General features: G+C 65.7%; 20 protein-coding genes and 1 pseudogene. 9 read left to right on the forward strand and 12 right to left on the reverse strand.

The features are described 5' to 3' along the window. Nucleotides 1-333 (reverse strand): annotated as a pseudogene (locus VJ897_RS06000) (Re/Si-specific NAD(P)(+) transhydrogenase subunit alpha); the annotation flags it as partial. Nucleotides 334-444: 111 nt separating this feature from the next. Then, nucleotides 445-903 (reverse strand): methyltransferase family protein, encoded by a 459-nt coding sequence (locus VJ897_RS06005; protein WP_324054187.1) that lies wholly within the window; start codon nucleotides 901-903, stop codon nucleotides 445-447. Nucleotides 904-1,305: 402 nt separating this feature from the next. On the opposite strand from VJ897_RS06005, the gene VJ897_RS06010 reads away from it, so the two are divergent. Next, nucleotides 1,306-4,152: a Hint domain-containing protein gene (locus tag VJ897_RS06010; RefSeq protein ID WP_324054189.1), complete on the forward strand. Its 2,847-nt coding sequence runs from the start codon at nucleotides 1,306-1,308 to the stop codon at nucleotides 4,150-4,152. Between the two features lie 196 nt (nucleotides 4,153-4,348). Here the strand turns inward: VJ897_RS06010 and VJ897_RS06015 are convergent, their stop codons facing one another. Both VJ897_RS06015 and VJ897_RS06020 read right to left on the reverse strand, forming a co-directional pair. Further along, on the reverse strand, nucleotides 4,349-6,148 hold the full coding sequence (locus tag VJ897_RS06015) for an autotransporter domain-containing protein (protein ID WP_324054191.1): 1,800 nt from the start codon (nucleotides 6,146-6,148) through the stop codon (nucleotides 4,349-4,351). Nucleotides 6,149-6,417: 269 nt separating this feature from the next. Then, nucleotides 6,418-7,191: a gamma-glutamyl-gamma-aminobutyrate hydrolase family protein gene (locus VJ897_RS06020; RefSeq protein WP_324054192.1), complete on the reverse strand. Its 774-nt coding sequence runs from the start codon at nucleotides 7,189-7,191 to the stop codon at nucleotides 6,418-6,420. 130 nt (nucleotides 7,192-7,321) lie between these two features. Between VJ897_RS06020 and VJ897_RS06025 the strand changes: the two genes are divergently transcribed. Then, nucleotides 7,322-8,536, forward strand: coding sequence for a cytochrome P450 (locus VJ897_RS06025; protein WP_324054194.1), 1,215 nt, complete (start codon nucleotides 7,322-7,324; stop codon nucleotides 8,534-8,536). On the opposite strand, the gene VJ897_RS06030 is transcribed toward VJ897_RS06025, so the two are convergent. After that, entirely contained in the window at nucleotides 8,520-8,669 is a 150-nt protein-coding gene (locus tag VJ897_RS06030; protein ID WP_324054196.1) for a DUF2256 domain-containing protein, read from the reverse strand. The genes VJ897_RS06025 and VJ897_RS06030 overlap by 17 nt on opposite strands. Continuing rightward, a complete protein-coding gene (locus VJ897_RS06035) occupies nucleotides 8,669-10,183 on the reverse strand; it encodes an FAD-binding domain-containing protein (protein ID WP_324054198.1) in 1,515 nt (504 codons plus the stop codon). The genes VJ897_RS06030 and VJ897_RS06035 overlap by 1 nt, the downstream gene beginning before the upstream one ends. A gap of 93 nt (nucleotides 10,184-10,276) precedes the next feature. On the opposite strand from VJ897_RS06035, the gene pepN reads away from it, so the two are divergent. The 5 genes from pepN (at nucleotide 10,277) to VJ897_RS06060 (ending at nucleotide 16,270) form a co-directional block, all read left to right on the forward strand. Then, nucleotides 10,277-12,832, forward strand: a complete 2,556-nt coding sequence (pepN, locus tag VJ897_RS06040) for an aminopeptidase N (protein WP_324054200.1) — start codon at nucleotides 10,277-10,279, stop codon at nucleotides 12,830-12,832. Further along, entirely contained in the window at nucleotides 12,832-13,278 is a 447-nt protein-coding gene (locus VJ897_RS06045; RefSeq protein WP_324054202.1) for a hypothetical protein, read from the forward strand. The genes pepN and VJ897_RS06045 overlap by 1 nt, the downstream gene beginning before the upstream one ends. Before the next feature lie 82 nt (nucleotides 13,279-13,360). Beyond that, entirely contained in the window at nucleotides 13,361-14,221 is an 861-nt protein-coding gene (locus VJ897_RS06050; protein ID WP_324054204.1) for a 1-acyl-sn-glycerol-3-phosphate acyltransferase, read from the forward strand. A gap of 72 nt (nucleotides 14,222-14,293) precedes the next feature. Then, nucleotides 14,294-15,817, forward strand: a complete 1,524-nt coding sequence (gene gatB / locus VJ897_RS06055) for an Asp-tRNA(Asn)/Glu-tRNA(Gln) amidotransferase subunit GatB (RefSeq protein WP_324054206.1) — start codon at nucleotides 14,294-14,296, stop codon at nucleotides 15,815-15,817. Nucleotides 15,818-15,916: 99 nt separating this feature from the next. Further along, complete coding sequence (locus VJ897_RS06060) at nucleotides 15,917-16,270, forward strand: DUF4177 domain-containing protein (protein ID WP_324054208.1); 354 nt, start codon at nucleotides 15,917-15,919, stop codon at nucleotides 16,268-16,270. Here VJ897_RS06060 and VJ897_RS06065 read toward each other — a convergent pair. Further along, a complete protein-coding gene (locus VJ897_RS06065; protein WP_324054209.1) occupies nucleotides 16,243-16,497 on the reverse strand; it encodes a BolA family protein in 255 nt (84 codons plus the stop codon). The genes VJ897_RS06060 and VJ897_RS06065 overlap by 28 nt on opposite strands. Nucleotides 16,498-16,571: 74 nt before the next feature. On the opposite strand from VJ897_RS06065, the gene VJ897_RS06070 reads away from it, so the two are divergent. Next, nucleotides 16,572-17,201 (forward strand): J domain-containing protein, encoded by a 630-nt coding sequence (locus VJ897_RS06070; protein WP_324054211.1) that lies wholly within the window; start codon nucleotides 16,572-16,574, stop codon nucleotides 17,199-17,201. Between the two features lie 81 nt (nucleotides 17,202-17,282). Here VJ897_RS06070 and VJ897_RS06075 read toward each other — a convergent pair whose 3' ends face one another. From VJ897_RS06075 to VJ897_RS06095, 5 genes are all read right to left on the reverse strand, one after another. Next, a complete protein-coding gene (locus VJ897_RS06075) occupies nucleotides 17,283-17,819 on the reverse strand; it encodes a hypothetical protein (protein ID WP_324054213.1) in 537 nt (178 codons plus the stop codon). 107 nt (nucleotides 17,820-17,926) lie between these two features. Continuing rightward, nucleotides 17,927-18,394, reverse strand: coding sequence for a peptide-methionine (R)-S-oxide reductase MsrB (gene msrB, locus VJ897_RS06080; protein WP_324054214.1), 468 nt, complete (start codon nucleotides 18,392-18,394; stop codon nucleotides 17,927-17,929). A 121-nt stretch (nucleotides 18,395-18,515) separates the two neighbouring features. Next, a complete protein-coding gene (locus tag VJ897_RS06085) occupies nucleotides 18,516-19,088 on the reverse strand; it encodes a fasciclin domain-containing protein (protein WP_324054216.1) in 573 nt (190 codons plus the stop codon). A 113-nt stretch (nucleotides 19,089-19,201) separates the two neighbouring features. Beyond that, complete coding sequence (locus tag VJ897_RS06090; protein ID WP_324054218.1) at nucleotides 19,202-19,894, reverse strand: anti-sigma factor; 693 nt, start codon at nucleotides 19,892-19,894, stop codon at nucleotides 19,202-19,204. After that, nucleotides 19,891-20,451, reverse strand: coding sequence for a sigma-70 family RNA polymerase sigma factor (locus VJ897_RS06095; RefSeq protein ID WP_324054220.1), 561 nt, complete (start codon nucleotides 20,449-20,451; stop codon nucleotides 19,891-19,893). The genes VJ897_RS06090 and VJ897_RS06095 overlap by 4 nt, the downstream gene beginning before the upstream one ends. A gap of 140 nt (nucleotides 20,452-20,591) precedes the next feature. Between VJ897_RS06095 and cobS the strand changes: the two genes are divergently transcribed. Further along, entirely contained in the window at nucleotides 20,592-21,581 is a 990-nt protein-coding gene (gene cobS, locus VJ897_RS06100) for a cobaltochelatase subunit CobS (protein ID WP_324054222.1), read from the forward strand. Nucleotides 21,582-21,630: the final 49 nt, after the last annotated feature.

Below are 21,630 nucleotides of genomic sequence, written 5' to 3' on the forward strand. Positions count from 1 at the left end.
GCCCTTGGACCTCGCCAGTTCCAGACCCTCTTCGTTCTCCGAAGGGTTGAAAAAGGTGATCAGCGTCTGCCCCGCCCGAAGCCGCTTAAGCTCCGTCTCCGTCGGAACACGAACCTTCGCAACAATATCAGAAGACTTCCAGAGCGCGGCGCCGGTCTTGACGACTTCGACCCCGGCGTCCTTGTAGTCTGCGTCCGAATACCCCGCGGCCGCGCCGGCCTTGGTCTCGATCACGCAGTCATAACCGAGCTTCTGCAGGTCCTTGGCCGAGGCCGGGGTCATCGCGACCCGGTTCTCGCCCTCCATGATCTCCTTAGGTGCACCGATTTTCACGGGCCAGTCCCCCTTTTCGTTAAGGCAGTTAAGCGTGCCTATCGCGCGCAACATCATTTCTCAAGCCGGTGCGACACCAATGCGTCCATTTCCGACAAGACGCCCCGCGCGTCACAGCCAGCGGCGGGTCTTCTGGGTATAGCGGAAAAAATCCTGCCGGAACTTGCGGCGCAGGCGCTTTTCCTCGGGCAGGATGAAGCGGCGTTCGATGATCCAGACGAAGAGCGGAATCAACGGCAGCGCCAGCGGCACGTCCCAGTAAAGGATCAGCCCCCCCAGGACCAGTGTATCGCCCAGGTAAATGGGGTTGCGCGTCCGCTTGAAGATGCCCGTCTGCACCAGGTGTTCGGCCTCCATGTGCGGTATGACCGTGGTACCCTGGCGCCGCATCTCGGCCACGGCAAGGGCCATCAGCACCAGTCCCGCCCCCACCAACAGCCCGCCCGGCAAGCCGATCCAGTCTCCGCCAAAGGACAGGCCAAAGGGACGCCACTGGCCCAGCCGCCAAGCGGCGGCCAACGCCAGCGCCAGCCACACCGGCGGAATGTCGATCCAGCGCAGGGCGGTCATGCGGCAACCACGCTACCTGGTGCCAATCGGTGCCTGCCCTTCTGCGGACGCGGGCCGGAGCCGCCTTCGGGACACCGGATGGAAACCGGGGGTGAATGGGCTTGTCGTGGCATTGGGGTCCTCATATAGAAACCGTATGCACCGTTCGTCGGGCTGCGTGGAATATTCCATTCACATTTTTGAATGTCGAGGCCGTATCAGCGCATCGGACCGCGCCGGGGCGTGGAAATCCTGGCAACATTGCGGCGCCCTGCCAAGGCATTGCCGCAAATGCCCGCAAATTGGACGGGTCGCATCGAAATTGTGACGAATTGTTCCCTTAACCCGATCTGCAGAAACCACCGGTAGGCCCGTCGCGATGTATCGTCCAGGGCGCGCGCGCAACATCTCAAGGGGCTGGAAATGCCGACGAATGAAATTCTGTTCTACGATGTTGACCCGATGTCCATCATCCCCACGGGGACCGGGGATACCTTTACCTGGACCGGCCCTGCGACCGCCACGGGCAGCGCCACGATCACCGACACCGAACCGGGGATCGAAGGCCAGACGCTCGACGACGACTCCAACGGCAACGAAAGCGCCACCGCGGATGTGACTGTTGGCGGCCAAAGCTCGACCGGGTCGGATGCGGATGCCGAAAGGGCCTGGACAGTCCGAGACCTGAACACCGGAGAGGAATTCCAGATCGTCGAATTCGATGTCGAGGACGGTGATGCCGCGGGAAGCTATACCCTGTCGGAAAAGCCCCTCGACCCGAATACCAGCTACGAAGTCATCGCCTATGACAGCAACCCGGACGCCAACTCAGGCGACCCGGTCTTCAACTACGCGGATTTCAACGACGGTTTCTTTCCGCAGGATGGCACGGTCGAGGGCACGAGCGGCAATGACATGATCGACGCCGCCTACACGGGCGACCCCGAAGGCGACCTGGTCGACGGCGCTGACGGCCTTGCCGACGTGATCGAGGCCGGGGCAGGCGACGACACCGTGATCGCCGGATTCGGTGATGACTCGATCCGGGGCGACGCGGGCAACGACACGATTTACGGCGATTTCGAGCCCGGCAACAGTGGCACCGCCCCCAGCGAGGTCCTGACCTGGGCCGACGAAGGCGCGGACGGTGCGGATATCTCGGCCGGCTTCACGCAGAACACTGGTGAAATCGACGTTACCGTGTCCTTTCGCGATGACGGCGACAATAACGCGACGTTCAACGTCGAAACGACGGACACGGTCTACACCGACGCCGGCGACCCCTTCGACAGCAACTCCAACGTCTTGCTCTTTGGCAATGGCGACGGCGCGACCTCGACCACGACGATAGACTTCGCGGCCGCATCGGGCAGCGTGACCGATGATGTTGAAAACGTCAGTTTCCGTCTGAACGACATCGACTGGGGAATCGGAAACCATACCGACATCGTGACGGTCAATGCCTACGACGCGGATGGCAACCTGGTTCCGGTGTCCTTCACGCTCGATGGCGGCGACACCCTGTCAGGTAACACGATCACCGCCGACGAGGTTGCAGAGGACTTCGACGAGGCCGGCGGCTCGGCCCTCGTGGAAATCGCCGGTCCGGTTTCGAGCATCGAGATCAACTATGCCAACGGACAGGACGGCACGCAGGGGATCTGGCTCAGCGATGTGCATTTCGACACGGTGCCCGATGTCCCCGGGGACGACACGATCTCGGGCGGCGCGGGCGATGACGAGATCTACGGCGGCGCCGGCAATGACACGATCGAAGGAGACGGGACCGGCGCTGTCGGCCAATGGACATACGAAGTCTATGACCGCGATTTCACCTCGGCGGACGGACAGGCATTCGACATCGAATCCGGAACGCTCGTGGAAAGCGGCGAGACCGGCGATTTCGACTCCAGAGGGCTGGTCAACGGCGCGCGCGGCACCACCGGCGACCCCGACGACTTCGGCGTCATCTACACCTCGCAGCTCGAGGCCTCCGAAACCGGCACCCACACGTTCTCGACCACCTCCGACGATGGGTCCACCATCCGGATTCTCGACGGCAACGGCGACCCTCTGACCTGGGACCAGGATGGCACGACCGGCACCTTCATGGACAACGACGGCCACCAGGCCCCGACGACCAATTCGGGCACGGTGACACTCCAGGCCGGGCAGGTTTACACGATCGAGGTCCGCCACTGGGAAAACGCGGGCGGTGAAGTGATCTCGGGCAGCGTCACCCCGCCCAGCGGCGCATCCGAGGACCTGGCCAGCAGCGCCCTCATCATCGGCCCGGGGACAACCGCCGGCATCGACACCCTTTTCGGCGAGGCAGGCGACGATACGCTCGACGGCGGCGCGGGCGATGACACGCTCGACGGCGGAACGGGGGCGGACAGCCTGGCCGGCGGCGAGGGCGACGACAGTCTCGCCTTCGCCGAGGGCGACACGGCAGATGGCGGCGACGGCAACGACACCTTCGTCCTCGAGGACCTTGGCGAAGCCGGCAACGGCCCGATCACCATTGACGGCGGCGGCACCGGCGAAATCCTTGGTGGCGGCGACACGCTGCAACTTGGTGACCTGGCCGATCTCTCGACGTTGTCCATCGACAACACCTTTACCAACGCCAGCGGCAACACCAGCCAGGACGGTTCGGTCACGCTGGATGATGGTACGGTCCTGACCTTCGACGGGATCGAGAACATCATCTGCTTCACCCCCGGCACACGGATCGCGACGGCGCGCGGGGCCGTACCGGTCGAGCAGCTGAACAAGGGGGACATGGTGATCACGCGCGACCACGGGCTGCAACCGGTCCGCTGGATCGAGGCGCGTACGGTGGCCGCAACAGGCGCGCTGGCGCCGGTGCGCATCGCGCCACGGGTTTTGCCCGGCCTGCAAACCGAGCTGCTGGTCTCACCCCAGCACAGGGTGCTGTTCCAGGGCTATCGGGCAGAGCTTCTCTTTGGCCAGTCCGAGGTGCTGGTGGCGGCCAATCACCTTGTCGATGACCTTGCCGTGAGCCGCGTCGAGGGCGGCACGGTCACCTATGTCCATTTCCTGCTGGACCAACACGAGATTGTCTTTGCCGATGGCACCCCGACCGAGAGCTTCCACCCTGGCAGCTACGGCGTTGGCGCCCTGGGCGACCCCGCGCGCGAAGAGCTGTTCACCCTGTTTCCGGCCCTGCGCAGCGACCTGACGCAATACGGCCAGACGGCCCGGCGCTGCCTGAAGGCACACGAGGCACGCCTGATCCGCGACTGAACCAGGCCCCAGCGGTTCGGTTTCCCGCTCGTGGGGCGGACACGACACCGGTCTGCCGCGACGTGAACCCACCGCCTTGACGCCCCCGTTCAAATGTCCCGAGGGGAACAGGCGCCCGGGGCTTGCCCACGGGCGCCGATCTTCGTCGCGACCCGTCCGACGGCCCCTCCTTGGCGAGGGGCGACGGCAAGACCTGTCAGAACCTCATCTCGAAACCGGCCGTTGCCGCGTACTGTTCGGCGTGGTCGGAATAGCCGCCGTCAAGGTTCAGGAACACGCGGCTGTTTTCGTTGATCTCGGCCCCCGTTTCGAACCGCACATCGACGCGACGGTCATCGCCCGAGGTGATCACGGCCGAGTCGAGCCCGCCGTTCAACGGGACGGCTCTCGTCTCGCCGTCGAGACGATCCGTGGCCGAGATTTCGAGCGCACCGTAAAACCGGGTTCCGGCATGGGTGACGTCGAATTCGCTTCTCAGCCCGGCCCGCGCATAGACGGCATCCTCGTCGAAATCCGCGACGGTCACGCCGTTGTTGCTCTCGGTGTAGCCATCGACGGCATGACGCTCATAGCCGATCGCGGCAAAGGGCGTCATTTGCAACATCGCCGCTCCCGGTCCGTCGTCGCCAAGGGCAATCGGCGTCATCCCGTAGCCGGTCTCGACCTCGGTCCCGAAAGAACGCCCGTCCGGTGTGCCAACGTGCGATGTTCCCCCGTCGATCCGGGTGTTGGTGAAATCGTGCAAGGCGAATTGCATGTGCCCCAGGGCATAAGGTCCCTCGGCTTGCCGGTAGGCCGCATAGACCTGCAGGGTTGTGCTTTCGGTATCGAGCGACCCCTGCGATGCCTCGAGGTCCGCGCCGATGGAATCGAACCCGAGCGACATGCCGTAGCGCAGATGGCCCGCGGCGTGGTCCCCGGTCCGGTCGATGCCCAGGATGAAGCCGCGCCCGTCATAGTCCAGCCCTGCATTGTTTTCGAAGGCGTCGATCTCACCCTGATACCCGGTCACCGCGAAGTAACCGCGCAGCCCGCCCATGTCGAAGGCCGTGCTCTGATCGCGCGTGCTCATGCTGACCTGCGCGCCCTCGGACGCGAAATCGACCCCGATCCCGTAGGCCATGCGGCGCACCTGCGCCCGGTGGTTGTCCATGACTGTCTTGGTGGTGTCGCGATACTGGTTCAGCGGAACGGTCTGGGTTCCGCCACCGCCGGACGCGGCGATGGTCAGGCACTCCAGCAGCACGGCGGAAAACGCCGTCGCAGCGTCCCCGCCATCGCGCAACTCGTTGAGGGTTGCCGCACACCCGTTGGGGGTGGAAAAGGCCAGGTCGATGTAGTCGGCCTCGGTAGAGCCGTCCGCGCCGGTCACGCTGCCGAAGGGGGCAGTGGTAAATCCGGTGCCATCCTGAACGTAGGCGGTGGCCCCGTCGGTGGCGATGGCCTCGGTGCCAGTCGCGTCTTCAAAACGCGCGTCCACGACCGAGATCAGGTTGACGCCGGCGGCATCGAGGTCCGCCTCCACATCACCGTAAGACAGCGCTGGCACTTCGGGGATGCGCGGTTCATCCGTGACCAGGATGATCGTGGTGCTTTCGCCGGACGGGATGGTGTAGGTGTTCAGCACGAAGTCGATGGCGGCCCAGCCGTCCTCATCCGATCCGCTCGTCACCAGATTGCCCGTCGCCGTGGCGAAGGAGGCGGCGTCTCCGAACAAGGCGCCATCAACATCGATCGTTCGCCCAAGATTCCCCGAACCACCGCCGCCATACCCGGTGAGGCCGAAGTTCACGGTCGAAAAGCCCGATCCAGAAAGCGCGGTGTCGACATCGCTTGCGAAACCGGAAAGAAAATTGTGCTCACCTGCCATGGACCCGGATTCGTCGACCGCGAAGATCAGGTTCGCCGTGGATGAGTCCTGCGCCGCGGCGCCCGCGGCCAGCACGCCGAGCGCAACGGCCGACGATGTTGTCAGAAGTCGTGCAAAGTTCTTCATGTCTTTAACCCCCTACAAATAGACTGTACCAATCGTTCAGGGTGGACCCACGGCCGATATCGGCCGCCAGTGGCCGAACGCCTCGATACCGGAGTCGCCCCGAGTAACGTTGCGTCAACCATTTGCCCGCAGACCGGGCCAATCAACCGGTCGCCTGCGAAATGGCGCGAAAGCGGGGCGCCTTGATGCACTCACGACACACTCGACCGGATAAGCGCAGCCGGCACTTTTTCGTGGTTGCTCCGCACGGCGCCGGACCCATCGGTCGCTCAGGCGCGTCGCAGGACCACGCGATCGCGGCCGGCCCATGCGCGGCACGCCGCGCCGAAGGCATCGAAAAGCGGACGCGAGACCGGGTCCTGCTCCGCGTTCCATTCCGGATGCCACTGCACCGACAGCGTGAACCCGGGTGCATCGCGCACGAAAAGCGCCTCGGGCGTGCCGTCGGGTGCATGCCCGTCGATGACGATGCGCGCGCCCGGGTCCTTGATTCCCTGCCCGTGCAGCGTGTTTGTCAGCACCTCCTGCGCGCCGAATAGCCGCGCGAAGGGACCGGACTCGCTCAGCGTTACAACATGGCGCAGGCCGAATTTCTCTTCCAGCGTACCGTCTGGCGGCATCCGGTGATTATCGCGGCCGGGCAGATCGCGGATCTCCGGGTACAGCGTCCCGCCCATGGCGACATTGACCTCCTGGAAGCCGCGGCAGACCCCAAGAACCGGCTGCCCGCGTTCAACGCAGGCGCGCACCAGCGGCAGCGTGATGGCGTCGCGGCAACGGTCGAAGGTGCCATGCGCCTCGGTCGGGGGTTCGCCGTATTCCGCGGGATGAACATTGGGCCGCCCCCCGGTCAGCAGGAAGCCGTCGCAGGTCTCCAGCAATTCATCCACCTGCACCAGTCCCGGATCGGGCGGAATGATCATCGGCAGGCAGCCGGCCACGCGGGAAATGGCGGTCGAATTCATCGTGCCCCCCGCGTGGGCGGGGTATTCGTCGTTGATGAGGTGCGCGTTGCCAATGATGCCGACAACCGGTCGAGCCATGTCTTTATCCTTGTTCTACTGTCCCCTAAATATGAGAGATGCGGTAGATTGCAAAGCCGGGTGAGCCCTGCACCTGTGCACAGGACCACGGACAGGCGCGGACAACCAGCCATACGAGGATTGCAAGATCATGCGACCCGATCTTCACGCCCAGGAGGTTCTCAAGGACCCGGCGTCCCTGGTTGACGAGCTGCAGAAAACGGGGCGGCTGGTACGCTTGCGTCTGCCCATACTGGGAAAGGTCTGGACAACCACCACGCACGAGGACTCGCACCGTGTGCTGGACGATGCCGCCACCTTCTGCCGCAATCCCACGACAGCTGGGAATCCGCCCCCCGAGCGGTTCTTCTGGTGGGTGCCGCGCTTCATCCACCCGTTGTTTCGCAATGTCACCATGTTGGACGGTGCCGAACACGCGCGGCTGCGGCGGCTCGCGGCGCCGGGGTTTTCCAGCATCGGCATCGACCGGGTGCGCCCACGGCTTGAGGCCATGGTGGCCGCGCTTCTGGACGATCTGCCCACCGACCGGCCCGTGGACTTGGTGGCCGGCTACAACCGTCGCCTGCCCCTGCTGGCCATCTGCGAGGTCCTGGGCATTCCCGAGGACGACCGCGAGAAGGTGATCCGGTGCGTGACACCAGTGGGATCGGTGGCCAGCGTGCCGGGCTTCTTTCGCGCGGTGCCGGGGCTGCGGCGCCTGTCGCACCATTTTCGCGCGGATTTCGAGCGGGTGCGGCGCGCAGGGGGCCGCGAAGGTCTGATCGGCGATCTGGTACGGGTGCATGACGGCGACCCCGAGACGCTCTCGGATGATGAATTGCTCGCCATGGTCGTGGCGCTCTTCATCGGGGGCTTCGACACCACCACCCATCTGATCGGCAATGCCATTTCCACCTTGCTGCAGGCGCCAGAGCTGCGCGCGACACTCCAGTCCAACCCTGCGGCCTGGCCGCTCTTCATCGAGGAGGTCATGCGCTTTCACGCGCCGGTCATGTTCACCAATGCCTTCCACGTCACCCGCCCGGTGACGCTGGGCGGGCAGGCGCTGCAGCGCGGGGACCGGGTCGTGCCCTTGCTGATCGCGGCCAACCGGGACAGCACGCATGCTTCCTGTCCGCATGCCTTCCAGGCAGATCGCAAACCCAACCGGCACCTGGGCTTCGGCCATGGCACCCATGTTTGCCTGGGCATGCAGCTGGCCCGGACCGAAGCGCAGATCGCCGCGCAAAGCTTATTCGACCGTTTCCCCGATGCCAGGTTGGCCGAACCGGCCGAGACCCTGCCCATGCTGAAACGGCTGGGCCTGCGCGGCAGGGCCCGGCTGCCCGTCATCTTGCGCCCCTGACCTTGCGGCAGCGATCAGAGCAGTAGCGCACCTGTTCCCAGTGCCGCGCCCATTTGCGCCTCCAGGTAAAGGGGCGGCCACAGCCGGCGCAGGTCTTTTGCGGCAGGTCGGATTTGCGACGCATGCGGGCCATCACAGGTCCATCCTCAACTGGCGGGTGTCCGTCGCCGTCCGTTTTCGGCGCGGGGCGCGGTCGCTGACGAAGCGGCCTGCCCGGTCCTTGCGGCTGGCGTGCTTTTCGACCAGCCGCACGGCCTCGTTGCGAAAGCCCCCGCCACGCCGCACCGCCCATACCTTTTCGCGCGCGGCACGCGCGGCGGATGCGACATCGACCACCGGGGCGGGATAGGCCAGCCCGGCCGCGCCGTCCCAGCGCCAGGGTTCCTGCAAAAGCGCATCCGGGACCGGGGCCAGCTCCGGCACCCAGGCCCGCGTAAAGGCACCGGTCGGGTCCTGGTCGTGGCCCTGTTTGACGGGGTTGTAGATGCGCACCGTGTTCATGCCGGTGGTGCCCGATTGCATCTGCACCTGGCTCCAGTGGATGCCGGGCTCGTAATCGGTGAAGAGCCGCGCCAGGTGTTCACCCGTCGCCCGCCAATCCAGCCAGAAGTGGTACGAGGCCACCGCCATCAGCATCGACCGCATCCGGAAGTTCAGCCAGCCGGTATGGATCAACGAACGCATGCAGGCATCGACGAAAGGCAGGCCGGTGCGCCCCTCGGCCCAGGCCGCGCGCAAATCCGGATCATCCTCGCGCAGGCCTTCGTAGGCAGAGTGCAGGCAACGCCATTCCAACGCCGGTTCATCCTCCAGCTTCTGCATGAAGTGGTCGCGCCAGGCGAGGCGGCTCTGAAAGGACTTGAGCGACCCCGCCCAGCCATCGCGCCGCCCGGCCGTGCGGACCTCCGCTTGGCGCCGCGCGGTGGCCTGCACCGCCTCGCGCACCGTCAGCGTGCCCAGCGCGAAATGCGGCGACAGGCGCGAGCAGGCCTCGGCCCCCGCCAGCGGCGAGGACATGGCGCGGCGATAGTCCTGGCCGCGCGTGTTCAGAAAGCTGTCCAGCAGGTCCAGCGCCGCGGGCCGTCCGCCGGTCTGGCGCCCCGGGCAGGGATCGGGCGGCAGGCCGAGATCGTCCGCGACGGGCAGCGGGTCGGAGGGCTCCGCGACCCCGGCCAGCCGGGTCGGCGCCGGGATGACCTCGGCGCGCATCACCGCCTCGCGGCGCGATGCCCAGCGGTCGCGCGTGTCCAGCCGCCGCACCACCGCCGAGTGCGGGAATTCGCGCCAGGGCACGCCCGCGCCGCGCGCCCAGTCGGCAACGCGGCGATCCCGGGCGTAGGTCCAGCCGTTGCCGGTTTCCTCGTGGCTGAGCAGGGCCGTGATCGGGCGCTGGCGGTGCAGGTCTTCGAGCACGGCCACCACGTCGCCGTTTCGGACGCAAAGCGACGCGCCCCGCCGCGCAAGGTCGGCCCCCAGCACGGCAAGGCATTCGGCTGTGAAGTCCCACTGACGCGCCGAGGTGTCCGGCCCGGCCCAGTAATCCGTTTCAACGACGTAGAGCGGCAGGACCGGCGCACCCGAGGGCACCGCCGCGAGGGCCGCGTGATCGCTGACGCGCAGATCCCGTTTGAACCAGACCACATGCATGGGGCGGGATGTAACGCGGCGCGCCCGCCCGCCAAGACTTGCCGCTCAGACGGGGCGGGCCTAGGCTGACCTGTGCCCCAGACAGGAGACCGCATGAAAGACGCTGCCCCCCGGACCATCCGCCTGAACGACTACCGACCCTTCGGCTATCATGTGGACGAGGTGCACCTGACCTTCCGGCTGGACCCGGAGGCGACGCGAGTGATCTCTTGCATCCGCTTCAGCCCCAATCGCGATGCGCCCGGCCCATTCGCGCTCGACGGCGAGGGGCTGGACCTCAAGTGGGCACGCATCGACGGCGCGACCGTCCATCCCGAGATGACCGATGCGGGCCTGACCTGCGCGGTGCCCGACGCGCCTTTCACCTGGGAAGCCGAGGTCGAGATCAACCCCGCCGCGAACACCGCGCTGGAGGGGCTTTACCTGTCGAATGCGATGTTCTGCACCCAGTGCGAGGCCGAGGGGTTTCGCCGCATCACCTATTACCCCGACCGCCCCGACGTCATGGCCCCCTTCACCGTGCGCATCGAAAGCGACCTGCCCGTCTTGCTGTCCAACGGCAATCCCGGCGCGGCGGGCGACGGGTTCACCGAATGGCACGACCCGTGGCCCAAGCCGGCCTATCTCTTCGCGCTCGTGGCGGGCGATCTGGTGGCGCATTCCGACAGCTTCACCACCCGGTCGGGCCGAACCGTGGACCTCAACCTCTGGGTCCGTCCCGGCGACGAAGGCAAATGCGCCTGGGGGATGGAAGCGCTGAAGGCGTCGATGGACTGGGACGAGCGGACCCATGGCCGCGAATACGATCTGGACATGTTCAACATCGTCGCCGTGGACGATTTCAACATGGGCGCGATGGAGAACAAGGGGCTGAACATCTTCAACTCCTCCTGCGTTCTGGCCAGCGCCGACACCAGCACCGATGCCGATTTCGAGCGTATCGAGGCGATCATCGCACATGAATACTTCCACAACTGGACCGGCAACCGCATCACCTGCCGCGACTGGTTCCAATTGTGTCTGAAAGAGGGGCTGACGGTGTTCCGCGACCAGCAGTTCACCGGCGACAAGCGCAGTCACGCGGTCAAGCGGATCGACGATGTCATCGCCCTGCGCGCCCGCCAGTTCCGCGAGGACAATGGCCCGCTCGCCCACCCGGTCCGGCCCGAAAGCTATATTGAGATCAACAACTTCTACACCGCGACCGTCTACGAGAAGGGCGCCGAGGTGATCGGAATGCTCAAGCGTCTCGTGGGGGATGCAGCCTATTCGCGCGCGCTCGATCTCTACTTCGAACGCCATGACGGCCAGGCCTGCACGATGGAAGACTGGCTCAAGGTCTTCGAGGACACGACCGGCCGCGACCTGTCGCAGTTCAAACGCTGGTATTCCCAGGCCGGCACGCCCCGACTGTCCGTGACAGAGGAGTGGCAAGATGGCATCTTTCACCTGCATCTGACACAACATACGCCTCCGACCCCCGGACAGCCCGACAAGCGTCCGCAGGTGATCCCCATCGCCATGGGACTGCTGACCCCCGGGGGTGACGAAGTGCTGCCCACCCGGGTTCTGGAAATGACGCAGGCCAAACAGAGCTTTGCCTTCGAAGGGTTGCCGGCCCGGCCTGTCGCCTCGATCCTGCGGGATTTCTCTGCGCCCGTGATCCTGTCGCAGGACACCGACAATGCAACGCGCGCCCTGCTGATGGCTCATGACACGGACCCGTTCAACAAGTGGGAAGCCGGGCGCGCCTTTGCCCGCGACCTGCTGTGCCGCATGGTCAGCGCGGGCGCCGCCCCGGACATGGCCTACCTTGACGCCGTGCGGGCCATGCTGCGCGATGACAGGCTTGACCCCGCCTTTCGTGCGCTGGTGCTGGGCTTGCCGTCGCAGGACGACCTGGCCCAGGCCCTTTACGATCGGGGGCACACCCCCGACCCCACGGCGATCCACGGCGCGTTGGACACACTGGTGCTGGCCATGGCCCGGCACATGAAGGACACCCTGCCCGGCCTGCTTGCCGACATGGCGCAGACCGGCCCCTTCAGCCCGGATGCGAAAAGCGCCGGGCAGCGCAGCCTTGGCAATGCGGTTCTGGCACTGGTCAGCCGTTTGGACGGTGGCAAGATGGCGGCAACGCAATTCGCACGGGCCGACAACATGACGCAGCAACTTGCGGCATTGGCCTGCCTTCTGACCATCGGCAAGGGCGACTCCGAAACCCGCGCTTTCCGGGACCAATGGCAGCATGACCGCCTCGTGATGAACAAGTGGTTCGGCCTGCAAGTGGCCCGTGCCGCACCGGACCGGGCGGCCGACATCGCCGAGGCCCTGACCCGGGACCCTGACTTCACCTGGAAAAACCCCAACCGGTTCCGCGCCGTCTTCGGCAGCCTGTCGGCCAATGCGGCAGGGTTCCATGCGCCCGGCGGCAAGGGCTACAGGTTGCTCGGCGACTGGTTGGGCAAGCTCGACGCGATCAACCCCCAGACCGCCGCGCGGATCAGCACCGCCTTCGAGACCTGGCGCCGTTACGACACGGACCGGCAGGCCCGGATAAAGAAGGTTCTGGAAGGGCTCGGCGCCAAGCCCGACCTGTCACGCGACAGCGCCGAGATGGTCCAGCGGATGCTCAAGGGGTCTGATTGATGGTCAGCGACACCCCGATCGCCAGTTTCGGGCGCCGCGGGCGCCGCCCGCTGAACCTCGTGCTCGCGCTGGCGATCTGGGGCGGGCTGGCGCTGGCCGTCCGGGCCATCGACCTGTCCCTGATCTGGGCCGGGCTGTTCGGGCTGTTCGCCCTGCCCGCGCTTGTCGACTGGATCGCCGACCGGCAGGTCCGGCTGACCATCTACCCCGACCGCATGACCTGGGAAACGGGGCGCAGCAACGGCGCGATGGACGCGGCCGACATCGGGCATCTGCGCATCGACCGGCGGATGGACATGGGGATTCGCCTGACAATCGTCGATATCAACGGGCGCCTGCACCGCCTGCCGCCGGAACTGCACGCCCCGGCAGAGGCGCTGGCCACCGCGCTGGACCAGGCCGGAATCGCGCACGAGCGGCATCCCTTTTCCTTGATTCCGGGTTGAAAACGGGCGAAAGCGCGCCGAATTGCCGCGATATGCTAGTATGTCGTGGAATCGTCACCCGTTCGTGATGAAGGTTGAGGCCATGAAAGATCGTATCGACCCGTTGATCGAGGACCGCGCGCCGTGGCTTTTCGCCGACCGGCCCGGAACCGCGCTGGCCCGCAAGGTGCTGGACCGGGCCTTGTCGTATGAACGCACCGTCGAGATCGCGACCGCCCTGCGCGACGCCCCCAGCGCCACCATCATGGACGAGATGTTTCATCTTCTCGGCAAGCATGTCACCGCCCGCGGGTTGGACAACATTCCCGCCAATGGCCCCGCGCTGATCGTGGCCAACCACCCCACGGGGATCGCGGACGGCATCATCCTGCACGGGCTGCTGGCGCAGATCAGGCCGGATGCCTTCTACTTCGCCAACAAGGACATCCTTTCGGTGATGCCCCAGATGGAGGACATGATCGCCCCCGTCGAATGGCGCAAGGACCGGCGCAGCCACGGCAAGACCCGCGAGACCATGGCCTACATGCGCCGGGCCGTGCGCGACGAACGGCTCGGCGTCATGTTCCCGTCGGGGCGGCTGGCCCAGCGGCGTGGCCTGCAACTGCACGAACGTCCCTGGATGCCCTCGGCGGCGATGCTGGCACGCAAGTTCGACCTGCCGGTGATCCCGGTGAACATGCGCGCGCGCAACTCGGTGCTGTTCTACCTCTTTGACGTGCTGCATTCCTCGCTCAAGGACATCACCCTGTTCCACGAGACGCTGAACAAGGCCGATCAGCCCTATGTCGTCACCGTGGGCGAACCCATCGCGCCCAGCGCCCTGCCCGAGACCTCGGAAGAGGGGATCGAGGTGCTCCGCCGCGCCACGCTGGCCCTGGGCGAGGAAGGCAGCCAGACGGTCAGCCTGATCAAGGCGACGCGCCGGCCGCTGCTGCGTTTCTAGCCTCCGGGTCCTCTTGCCAGCCTGTCGCGGCTGACCTAAACGGGCCTCGTACCAGCTTGAAGAGGCCCCGCGATGCTTGACCTGACCTATGACGCCCCCAAGCCCAAGACGCTCTCTGGCGCCACCGGCAGCTGGGAGTTGGTGATCGGCATGGAAGTACACGCCCAGGTCGCCACGCGGGCCAAGCTCTTTTCGGGGGCCTCGACGCAGTTCGGCGCCGAGCCGAACTCCAACGTCGCTTTCGTGGATGCCGGGATGCCGGGCATGCTGCCGGTGATCAACGAGGGCTGCGTCGCCCAGGCCGTGCGTACCGGGTTGGGCCTGCGGGCCGAGATCAACCTCGCCTCGGCCTTCGACCGCAAGAACTACTTTTACCCCGACCTGCCCCAAGGCTACCAGATTTCCCAACTCTACCACCCGCTCGTGGGCGAGGGCGACGTGCTGGTCGAAATGGGCGACGGCACGGCGCGCCGTGTGCGCATCGAGCGCATCCACCTGGAACAGGACGCGGGCAAGTCGATCCACGACATGGACCCGCACATGTCCTTCGTGGACCTCAACCGCACCGGCGTCGCCCTGATGGAAATCGTGAGTCGCCCGGACATTCGAGGCCCCGAGGAGGCCGCCGCCTATATCGTCAAGCTGCGCCAGATCATGCGCTACCTGGGCACCTGCGAGGGCAACATGCAATCGGGCAACCTGCGCGCCGATGTGAACGTCTCGGTCTGTCGGCCCGGCGATTACGAACGCTACATGGATACCCAGGATTTCGGCCACCTGGGCACCCGCTGCGAGATCAAGAACATGAATTCCATGCGGTTCATCCAGCAGGCCATTGATTACGAGGCCCGCCGCCAGATCGCGCTCTTGGAAGACGGCGGCAAGGTCGTGCAGGAAACCCGGCTTTTCGATCCCGACAAGGGCGAGACGCGGTCCATGCGCTCCAAGGAAGAGGCGCATGATTACCGCTACTTCCCCGACCCCGACCTGCTTCCGCTGGAAATCGAACAGGCCTGGGTGGACGAGATCGCCGCCACCCTGCCCGAACTGCCCGACGACAAGAAGGCGCGCTTCATCAAGGATTTCGGGCTGAGCGACTACGATGCCTCCGTCCTGACCGCCGAACACGAGAACGCCGCTTATTTCGAGGCGATCATCGGGGACGGCTCGGGGGCGCGCGACGGCAAACTGGCCGCCAACTGGGTCATCAACGAGCTGTTCGGCCGCCTCAAGAAGGACGAACGCGCGATCACCGACAGCCCCGTCAGCCCCGCGCAGCTGGGCGGCATCCTCGACCTCATCGGCAAGGGCGACATTTCCGGCAAGATTGCCAAGGACCTCTTCGAGATCGTCTATACCGAGGGCGGCGATCCCGCGCGGATCGTCGAGGACCGCGGCATGAAGCAGGTCACCGACACCGGCGCCATCGAGGCCGCGGTGGACGAGGTGATCGCCGCCAATCCCGCGCAGGTCGAGAAAGCGAAGGAAAACCCGAAACTGGCGGGCTGGTTCGTGGGCCAGGTGATGAAAGCCACGGGCGGCAAGGCCAACCCCAAGGCGGTGAACGAGATCGTGGCCGGCAAGCTCGGCCTCTGAGAGCCTCCGCCAAGCCGGCGGGGCGCGACGCACGACGGCCACCTTGGCCAGGACCACGCCCAAGGCTATGATCAGGGCGGGTTCAGACAGGACAACGCCATGCAAGCCTACGAATACAAGATCGTTCCAGCCCCCCGAAAGGGGCACAAGGCGAAGGGTGTGAAGGGCGCCGAGGCGCGCTTTGCCCTTGCCCTGGAAACCGTCATGAACGATTTCGGGGCTGCGGGCTGGGACTACATGCGCACCGATATCCTGCCGGTCGAGGAACGCCAGGGACTGACCGGGCGGACCACCACTTTCCGGCACCTGCTGGTCTTTCGCCGTCCGCTGAGCCCCAACGGCCCCGAGGACACCGCGGCCGCCCTTCCACCGTCAGGGGCGGTCGACGCGCCGCCCGAAGAAGCTTCGACCGGCGCATCCGGCGCTCAGCGGATATCCAGCGACAGCGCGTGAATGCGGTTCATGATGCCGGGGCCCAGCGCCGCGTGAACCGCGCGGTGCCGCGCGATGCGCGACATATCGGCAAAGGCCGGTGCCTCGATCTCCACACGCCAGTGGCTTTCACCGCTCCCGTCATCGCCCGAGTGGCCCGCGTGCAGGTGGCTTTCGTTGATCACAGCCAGCCGAACAGGTGCGAAAGCCTCTTGCAGGCTGTGCCGAATCTCGCGTTCAAGCCGCATTATTTTCGCCTCCCCCCTTCAATATCCAGTCATGAGGATTAAACTCACCGCTCCGAGTCGGAAAGGTGGACCGTATGCGCAAGGATGACCCCTTCGGTTTCGACATCTCGGTGTCGGCGTCCAAGAAGAAAAAGCCGCGCGGGCGGCGGGGCATGTCGGGGGCCTTCGAGACCTCGACCCGGGTCTGCGAGCATCCCGGCTGCGAGGAGGCGGGCAAGTACCGTGCGCCCAAGAACCCCGATACGCTGGATGACTATTACTGGTTCTGCAAGGACCATGTGCGCGAATACAACCTGAAGTGGAATTTCTTCGAGACCTCGACCGAGGACGAGATGGAGGAACAGACCCAGAAGGACCGGGTCTGGGAACGCGGCACGCAGTCGTTCAAGAAATCCGCCGAAGAGCGCGCCTGGGCCCGGTTGGGCATCGAGGACCCGCACCAGGTGCTGGGCGAGAAGGCCACCCAGAACCCCGGCAAGTCCGTGGAGGGCACCCGGCGCCTGCCCCCGACCGAGCGCAAGGCGATCGAGATCCTGGATGCCAAGGATCACTGGACCAAGTCGGAGATCCGCAAGGTCTACAAGAAGCTGATCAAGGTGCTGCACCCGGACATGAACGGCGGCGACCGCAGCCAGGAGGAGCAGCTCGCCGAGGTCGTCTGGGCCTGGGACCAGATCAAGGCCAGCCGCAGCTTCAAGGAATAGCGCGTTGCTGGACCGACCCGCGACCGCTCCGGGCGCGGCAGCGAGCGGGGGGTTCAGGGATCTACGGACCCGCGGCTGGGATCAGCCGAAGTGGCCCCGCACCCGAAGCGGAAGACTGTCCGGGCAGTCCGGCGGGGTCAGACGGTTCGGCGTGAAGACGGAATCCCGCTCGCTGCGGTAGGTTACCATGCACATGTGAACCGCCCCCATGCAGGCCGTCCAGAACAGGACCACCAGGGGCGATGTCATCAGTGTCACCACCAGTGTGAACGGCGCGAACATGGTGCCGTAGACCGGCAGCGCGAGTGTCCCCGCAATGATCGCCCCGACAAGGCTGACCCAGATCAGGCCGGCCAGGACGCGCGGCGTCGTCCTCGGGCCATGCTGGCCGACGCGATCACCGGCCAGCCAGAGCGCCGAGACACCCCCAAGACCGGCGGCGACGACGATCCAGGTTTCGTACCAGTTCAAGCCCCCCGCCAGGGCCGTGCCATCGTTGAACCGCAGCACGGCAAGGTAGCCCATGATCATCCCGAAGAGCGCGACCAGGAAAAAGGCAATCAGCCGCGCACGCTGGCCTTCGGTCGGACCGGTCCGGAAACGTGTTCTTGCATTCATGTGCCTGGCACCCTCGGTTTTCGGGACGTTTCACCGGACCAATGTGGCACCATGAGGGCGGAAAGACGCGCGGTTGGAAAAGAACTGTTTACCAATCGTCACCTGTCTCACGCCGGCTTGAAAACCAGGCTCACACCGTTGAGGCAGTGCCGCTTTCCGGTCGGGTCCGGGCCATCGTCGAAGATATGGCCAAGATGGCTGCCACAGCGGTCGCAGTGGCACTCGGTGCGCACGAAAAACAGCTTTCGGTCGGGCTTGGTCTCGATGGCATCCGGCAGCGCTTGCCAGAAACTGGGCCAGCCTGTGCCGCTGTCATACTTGTGCTCGCTGGAATAGAGCGCCTGGTCGCAGCCGCGGCAGTGATAAGTGCCCGGCTCGTAGACCTTGTCCAGCGGGCTGGAATAGGCCGGCTCGGTACCATCCTCGCGCATCACGCGGTATTCGAGGTCGGACAGCATGTCGCGCCATTCGGCCTCGGTGCGCGTCACCTCGAAGTCGCCCTCGGCGGCCCGGGCCGTGCGCGCACCGAAAAGCGCAGCGCCCAGGGCCAGGATGGAAAAGTCGCGGCGGTTCATGTGGTACCTCCTGTTGACTGTCGTTGGACAAGGTAGGGTATGCGCCACGCCGAGGGGACCTTTGATCGACGTGGCGCACGGGGTTGTGACCGGGTGAGAGTCAGATCCCGGCCACCACCCGTTACTGCCGGGGCAGCATCACGCGGTCGATCACATGAATGACGCCGTTGGACTGGTCCACGTCGGCAATGGTCACGGTCGCCTCGCGGCCGTTCTCGTCGGTCAGGGTGATGTCGTCCCCCGACATTTCGGCCGTGAGCGTGCAGCCTCCCAGCGTTTCCACGGGGTGTGCGCCGCCATCATCGGCGATCATCCCTCCGATGGCATCCGAGAAGGCCTCGGCGCCGATCACGTGGCAGGTCAGGATTTGCGTCAGTTGCGCCTTGGCTTCGGGTTGCAACAGCGCGTTGAGCGACTCGTCTGCGATCATGTCGAAGGCAGCGTCGGTGGGGGCGAAAACCGTGAACGGCCCCGGTCCTTGCAGCGTCTCGACCAGGTCGGCCGCCTGCACGGCGGCGACAAGCGTGGTGTGGATGGGCGAATTCACCGCGTTCTCGATGATGTTCATGTCGGCCATCATCGACGCGCCGCCGACCGTTGGGTTGCCAGCCATTTCATGGGCTTCGCCCCAGGCCATCGGTGCAGATGCCACGACCAGGGCAGCGGCGGTGGAAAGAATGGTCTTGTTGGACATTGTCGGTCCTCCTCGTCTTCTTTGCACCCGGCAGGATCGCCGGAGATGCCAGAAGTCACGCAAGGACCCGGCGGTTAGTTTCAGATGTTTCGGAAAAAAATGCCCGTCAGCGGTCACAGGGCCGTGATCGGCCCCACGGCGAGCACATCCCCGGTTGGCGCGCCGGTGGGCGATCCGCCCGGCGGCTCGTCCGAGATTGCCAGCGCCGCGCCCTCGCCCAGCCGCGGCTGCACTTCAGCCGGCACTGACAGCGCGGCCTGGCGGCCCCCGGGCAGAACCCCCAGCGAGATGGGCGCCGCACCTTCGGGAATCAGCCAGAGTTCCAGCGCGCGGCCGGGGCGGGCACCCCCCGCGCGGCGATCGACCAGGAGTTCGCCGCTTTCGTCCAGGTAGGCGGCGGCAACGACAAGATCGCTGCCCTCCGCGGCAAGTTCGGCCTGGTAATCCGGCACAGGCGGCGCGCCGGTGTCGAGAACGCCGAATTCCACCGCGATCAGCACCAGAACCGCGGCGGCGGCCGCCCCCACGATCGAGGGTATCAAGCCGATCTTCTGCCACCAACGGCGGTCCTGGTGGCCGAAGATGTCGCGGCGCAGCTCCGCCAGGACCCGCGGCGGCGGATCGACCGGCGCGACCTCCTGGGCGATGCCGGCCAGTTCGGCCTCCCAGGCCCGGACAAGATCGACGAACCGGGCATCCTCGGCCATTCGGATCTGCGCAAGCTGCGCCTCGGGTCCGTCGAGCAGACCGAGCACGTATTCCGCGGCCAGCACGGAGTCGTCGTCATATGGGGTCTGCTCACTCATCGCGACAGGCAGTCTCTCAGTTTTGTCAGGCTGCGGCGCAGCCAGGTCCGCATCGTGTTGAGCGGCACGTCGAAATGGCGTGCCAGTTCGGTATAGGTGTCCCCGTCCAGATAGGCGCGGCGGACGGCAATCGCCCGATCCTCGGGCAGTTCCTCGAAACACCTTAGCACCTGCGCGCGCGTGTCGGCGGCCATGGCGCTGCGTTCGGGCCCCGGCGCATCGTCGGCCAGGTCGGCGAGAAGATCGGTCCCATCGGCCCGCTGCGTGCTTTCGGTGCCGGGCTTGCGCGCCCTCAACTTGTCGATCGACCGGTTGCGGGCGATCGTGATCATCCAGCTCATCGGGCTGGCCTGGCCGGGGCGAAAGCCCACGGCGGCATCCCAGATGCGCAGATAGACCTCCTGCAGGGTGTCTTCGGCTTCGGCTCTGTTCTTCAAGACACGCAGGCAGACGCCGAATAGTTTCGCCGAGGTCGCGTGGTAAAGCGCCTCGAAGGCCCCGCGGTCCCCAAGGCCCACGCGCGACAGCATGGTGTCAAGATCGGCCTGTTCCGTCATGGGGCCATCAAGACCGAGCCGATGGCACGGTGCAAGCCGTTTTCGCCGGGCCTGCGCCAGCACGATACCGGCCACGCCTCTTGCAGGCCCCCGCGATATGGTGCATCCCGGCGCTGTATTTTTCCAAGGGAGCACACTCCATGGCAGACGGCACGCTTGATCCCATGAGCAAACCGACCGAGGAAATCTCGGTCCGCGATGTGTTCGGAATCGACAGCGACATGAAGGTGAAGGGCTTCGCCGACCGCGGCGAGCGCGTGCCTGAAATCGACTCGACCTACAAGTTCGACCCCGACACCACGCTCGCGATCCTGGCCGGCTTTGGCTACAACCGCCGCGTCATGATCCAGGGTTATCACGGCACAGGCAAGTCCACGCATATCGAACAGGTGGCCGCCCGGCTGAACTGGCCCTGCGTGCGGGTCAACCTGGACAGCCACATCAGCCGGATCGACCTGATCGGCAAGGACGCCATCAAGCTGCGCGACGGCAAGCAGGTGACCGAGTTCCACGAGGGCATCCTGCCCTGGGCCCTGCGCAACCCCGTCGCCATCGTCTTCGATGAATACGACGCGGGCCGCGCCGACGTGATGTTCGTCATCCAGCGGGTGCTGGAACACGATGGCAAGCTGACCCTGCTGGACCAGAACGAGATCATCACGCCGAACCCGAATTTCCGCCTCTTCGCGACGGCCAATACCGTGGGGCTGGGCGACACCACCGGCCTTTATCACGGCACCCAACAGATCAACCAGGCCCAGATGGACCGGTGGTCGCTGGTCAGCACGCTGAACTACCTGTCCCATGACGCCGAGGCGGCGATCGTGCTTGGCAAGTCGCCGCATTACAATTCCGAGAAGGGCCGCAAGATCGTCGGCCAGATGGTAACCGTGGCCGACCTGACCCGGACCGCCTTCATGAACGGTGATCTGTCCACGGTCATGAGCCCGCGCACGGTGCTGAACTGGGCCGAGAACGCGCGTATCTTCGGCGGCGACGTCGGCTATGCCTTCCGCGTGTCCTTCCTGAACAAGTGCGACGAGCTGGAGCGCCAGACCGTGGCGGAATTCTATCAGCGCTGCTTCGACGAGGAACTGCCCGAAAGCGCGGCGAGCCTGAGTCTGGGGTGATGCCCGCGCGGAAGAAATTTCTGGAAAGTTCTTCCCGCCGGCCCCACAA

The organism is Salibaculum sp. (assembly GCF_035270045.1).
Classification (GTDB): Bacteria; Pseudomonadota; Alphaproteobacteria; order Rhodobacterales; family Rhodobacteraceae; genus Salibaculum.

What these genes read in the sequence shown, in the direction of transcription:
- VJ897_RS06005 (WP_324054187.1), bottom strand. Translation starts at nt 903, where the DNA reads ATGACCGCCCTGCGCTGGATCGACATTCCGCCGGTGTGGCTGGCGCTG.
- VJ897_RS06010 (WP_324054189.1), top strand. Translation starts at nt 1,306, where the DNA reads ATGCCGACGAATGAAATTCTGTTCTACGATGTTGACCCGATGTCCATC.
- VJ897_RS06015 (WP_324054191.1), bottom strand. Translation starts at nt 6,148, where the DNA reads ATGAAGAACTTTGCACGACTTCTGACAACATCGTCGGCCGTTGCGCTC.
- VJ897_RS06020 (WP_324054192.1), bottom strand. Translation starts at nt 7,191, where the DNA reads ATGGCTCGACCGGTTGTCGGCATCATTGGCAACGCGCACCTCATCAAC.
- VJ897_RS06025 (WP_324054194.1), top strand. Translation starts at nt 7,322, where the DNA reads ATGCGACCCGATCTTCACGCCCAGGAGGTTCTCAAGGACCCGGCGTCC.
- VJ897_RS06030 (WP_324054196.1), bottom strand. Translation starts at nt 8,669, where the DNA reads ATGGCCCGCATGCGTCGCAAATCCGACCTGCCGCAAAAGACCTGCGCC.
- VJ897_RS06035 (WP_324054198.1), bottom strand. Translation starts at nt 10,183, where the DNA reads ATGCATGTGGTCTGGTTCAAACGGGATCTGCGCGTCAGCGATCACGCG.
- pepN (WP_324054200.1), top strand. Translation starts at nt 10,277, where the DNA reads ATGAAAGACGCTGCCCCCCGGACCATCCGCCTGAACGACTACCGACCC.
- VJ897_RS06045 (WP_324054202.1), top strand. Translation starts at nt 12,832, where the DNA reads ATGGTCAGCGACACCCCGATCGCCAGTTTCGGGCGCCGCGGGCGCCGC.
- VJ897_RS06050 (WP_324054204.1), top strand. Translation starts at nt 13,361, where the DNA reads ATGAAAGATCGTATCGACCCGTTGATCGAGGACCGCGCGCCGTGGCTT.
- gatB (WP_324054206.1), top strand. Translation starts at nt 14,294, where the DNA reads ATGCTTGACCTGACCTATGACGCCCCCAAGCCCAAGACGCTCTCTGGC.
- VJ897_RS06060 (WP_324054208.1), top strand. Translation starts at nt 15,917, where the DNA reads ATGCAAGCCTACGAATACAAGATCGTTCCAGCCCCCCGAAAGGGGCAC.
- VJ897_RS06065 (WP_324054209.1), bottom strand. Translation starts at nt 16,497, where the DNA reads ATGCGGCTTGAACGCGAGATTCGGCACAGCCTGCAAGAGGCTTTCGCA.
- VJ897_RS06070 (WP_324054211.1), top strand. Translation starts at nt 16,572, where the DNA reads ATGCGCAAGGATGACCCCTTCGGTTTCGACATCTCGGTGTCGGCGTCC.
- VJ897_RS06075 (WP_324054213.1), bottom strand. Translation starts at nt 17,819, where the DNA reads ATGAATGCAAGAACACGTTTCCGGACCGGTCCGACCGAAGGCCAGCGT.
- msrB (WP_324054214.1), bottom strand. Translation starts at nt 18,394, where the DNA reads ATGAACCGCCGCGACTTTTCCATCCTGGCCCTGGGCGCTGCGCTTTTC.
- VJ897_RS06085 (WP_324054216.1), bottom strand. Translation starts at nt 19,088, where the DNA reads ATGTCCAACAAGACCATTCTTTCCACCGCCGCTGCCCTGGTCGTGGCA.
- VJ897_RS06090 (WP_324054218.1), bottom strand. Translation starts at nt 19,894, where the DNA reads ATGAGTGAGCAGACCCCATATGACGACGACTCCGTGCTGGCCGCGGAA.
- VJ897_RS06095 (WP_324054220.1), bottom strand. Translation starts at nt 20,451, where the DNA reads ATGACGGAACAGGCCGATCTTGACACCATGCTGTCGCGCGTGGGCCTT.
- cobS (WP_324054222.1), top strand. Translation starts at nt 20,592, where the DNA reads ATGGCAGACGGCACGCTTGATCCCATGAGCAAACCGACCGAGGAAATC.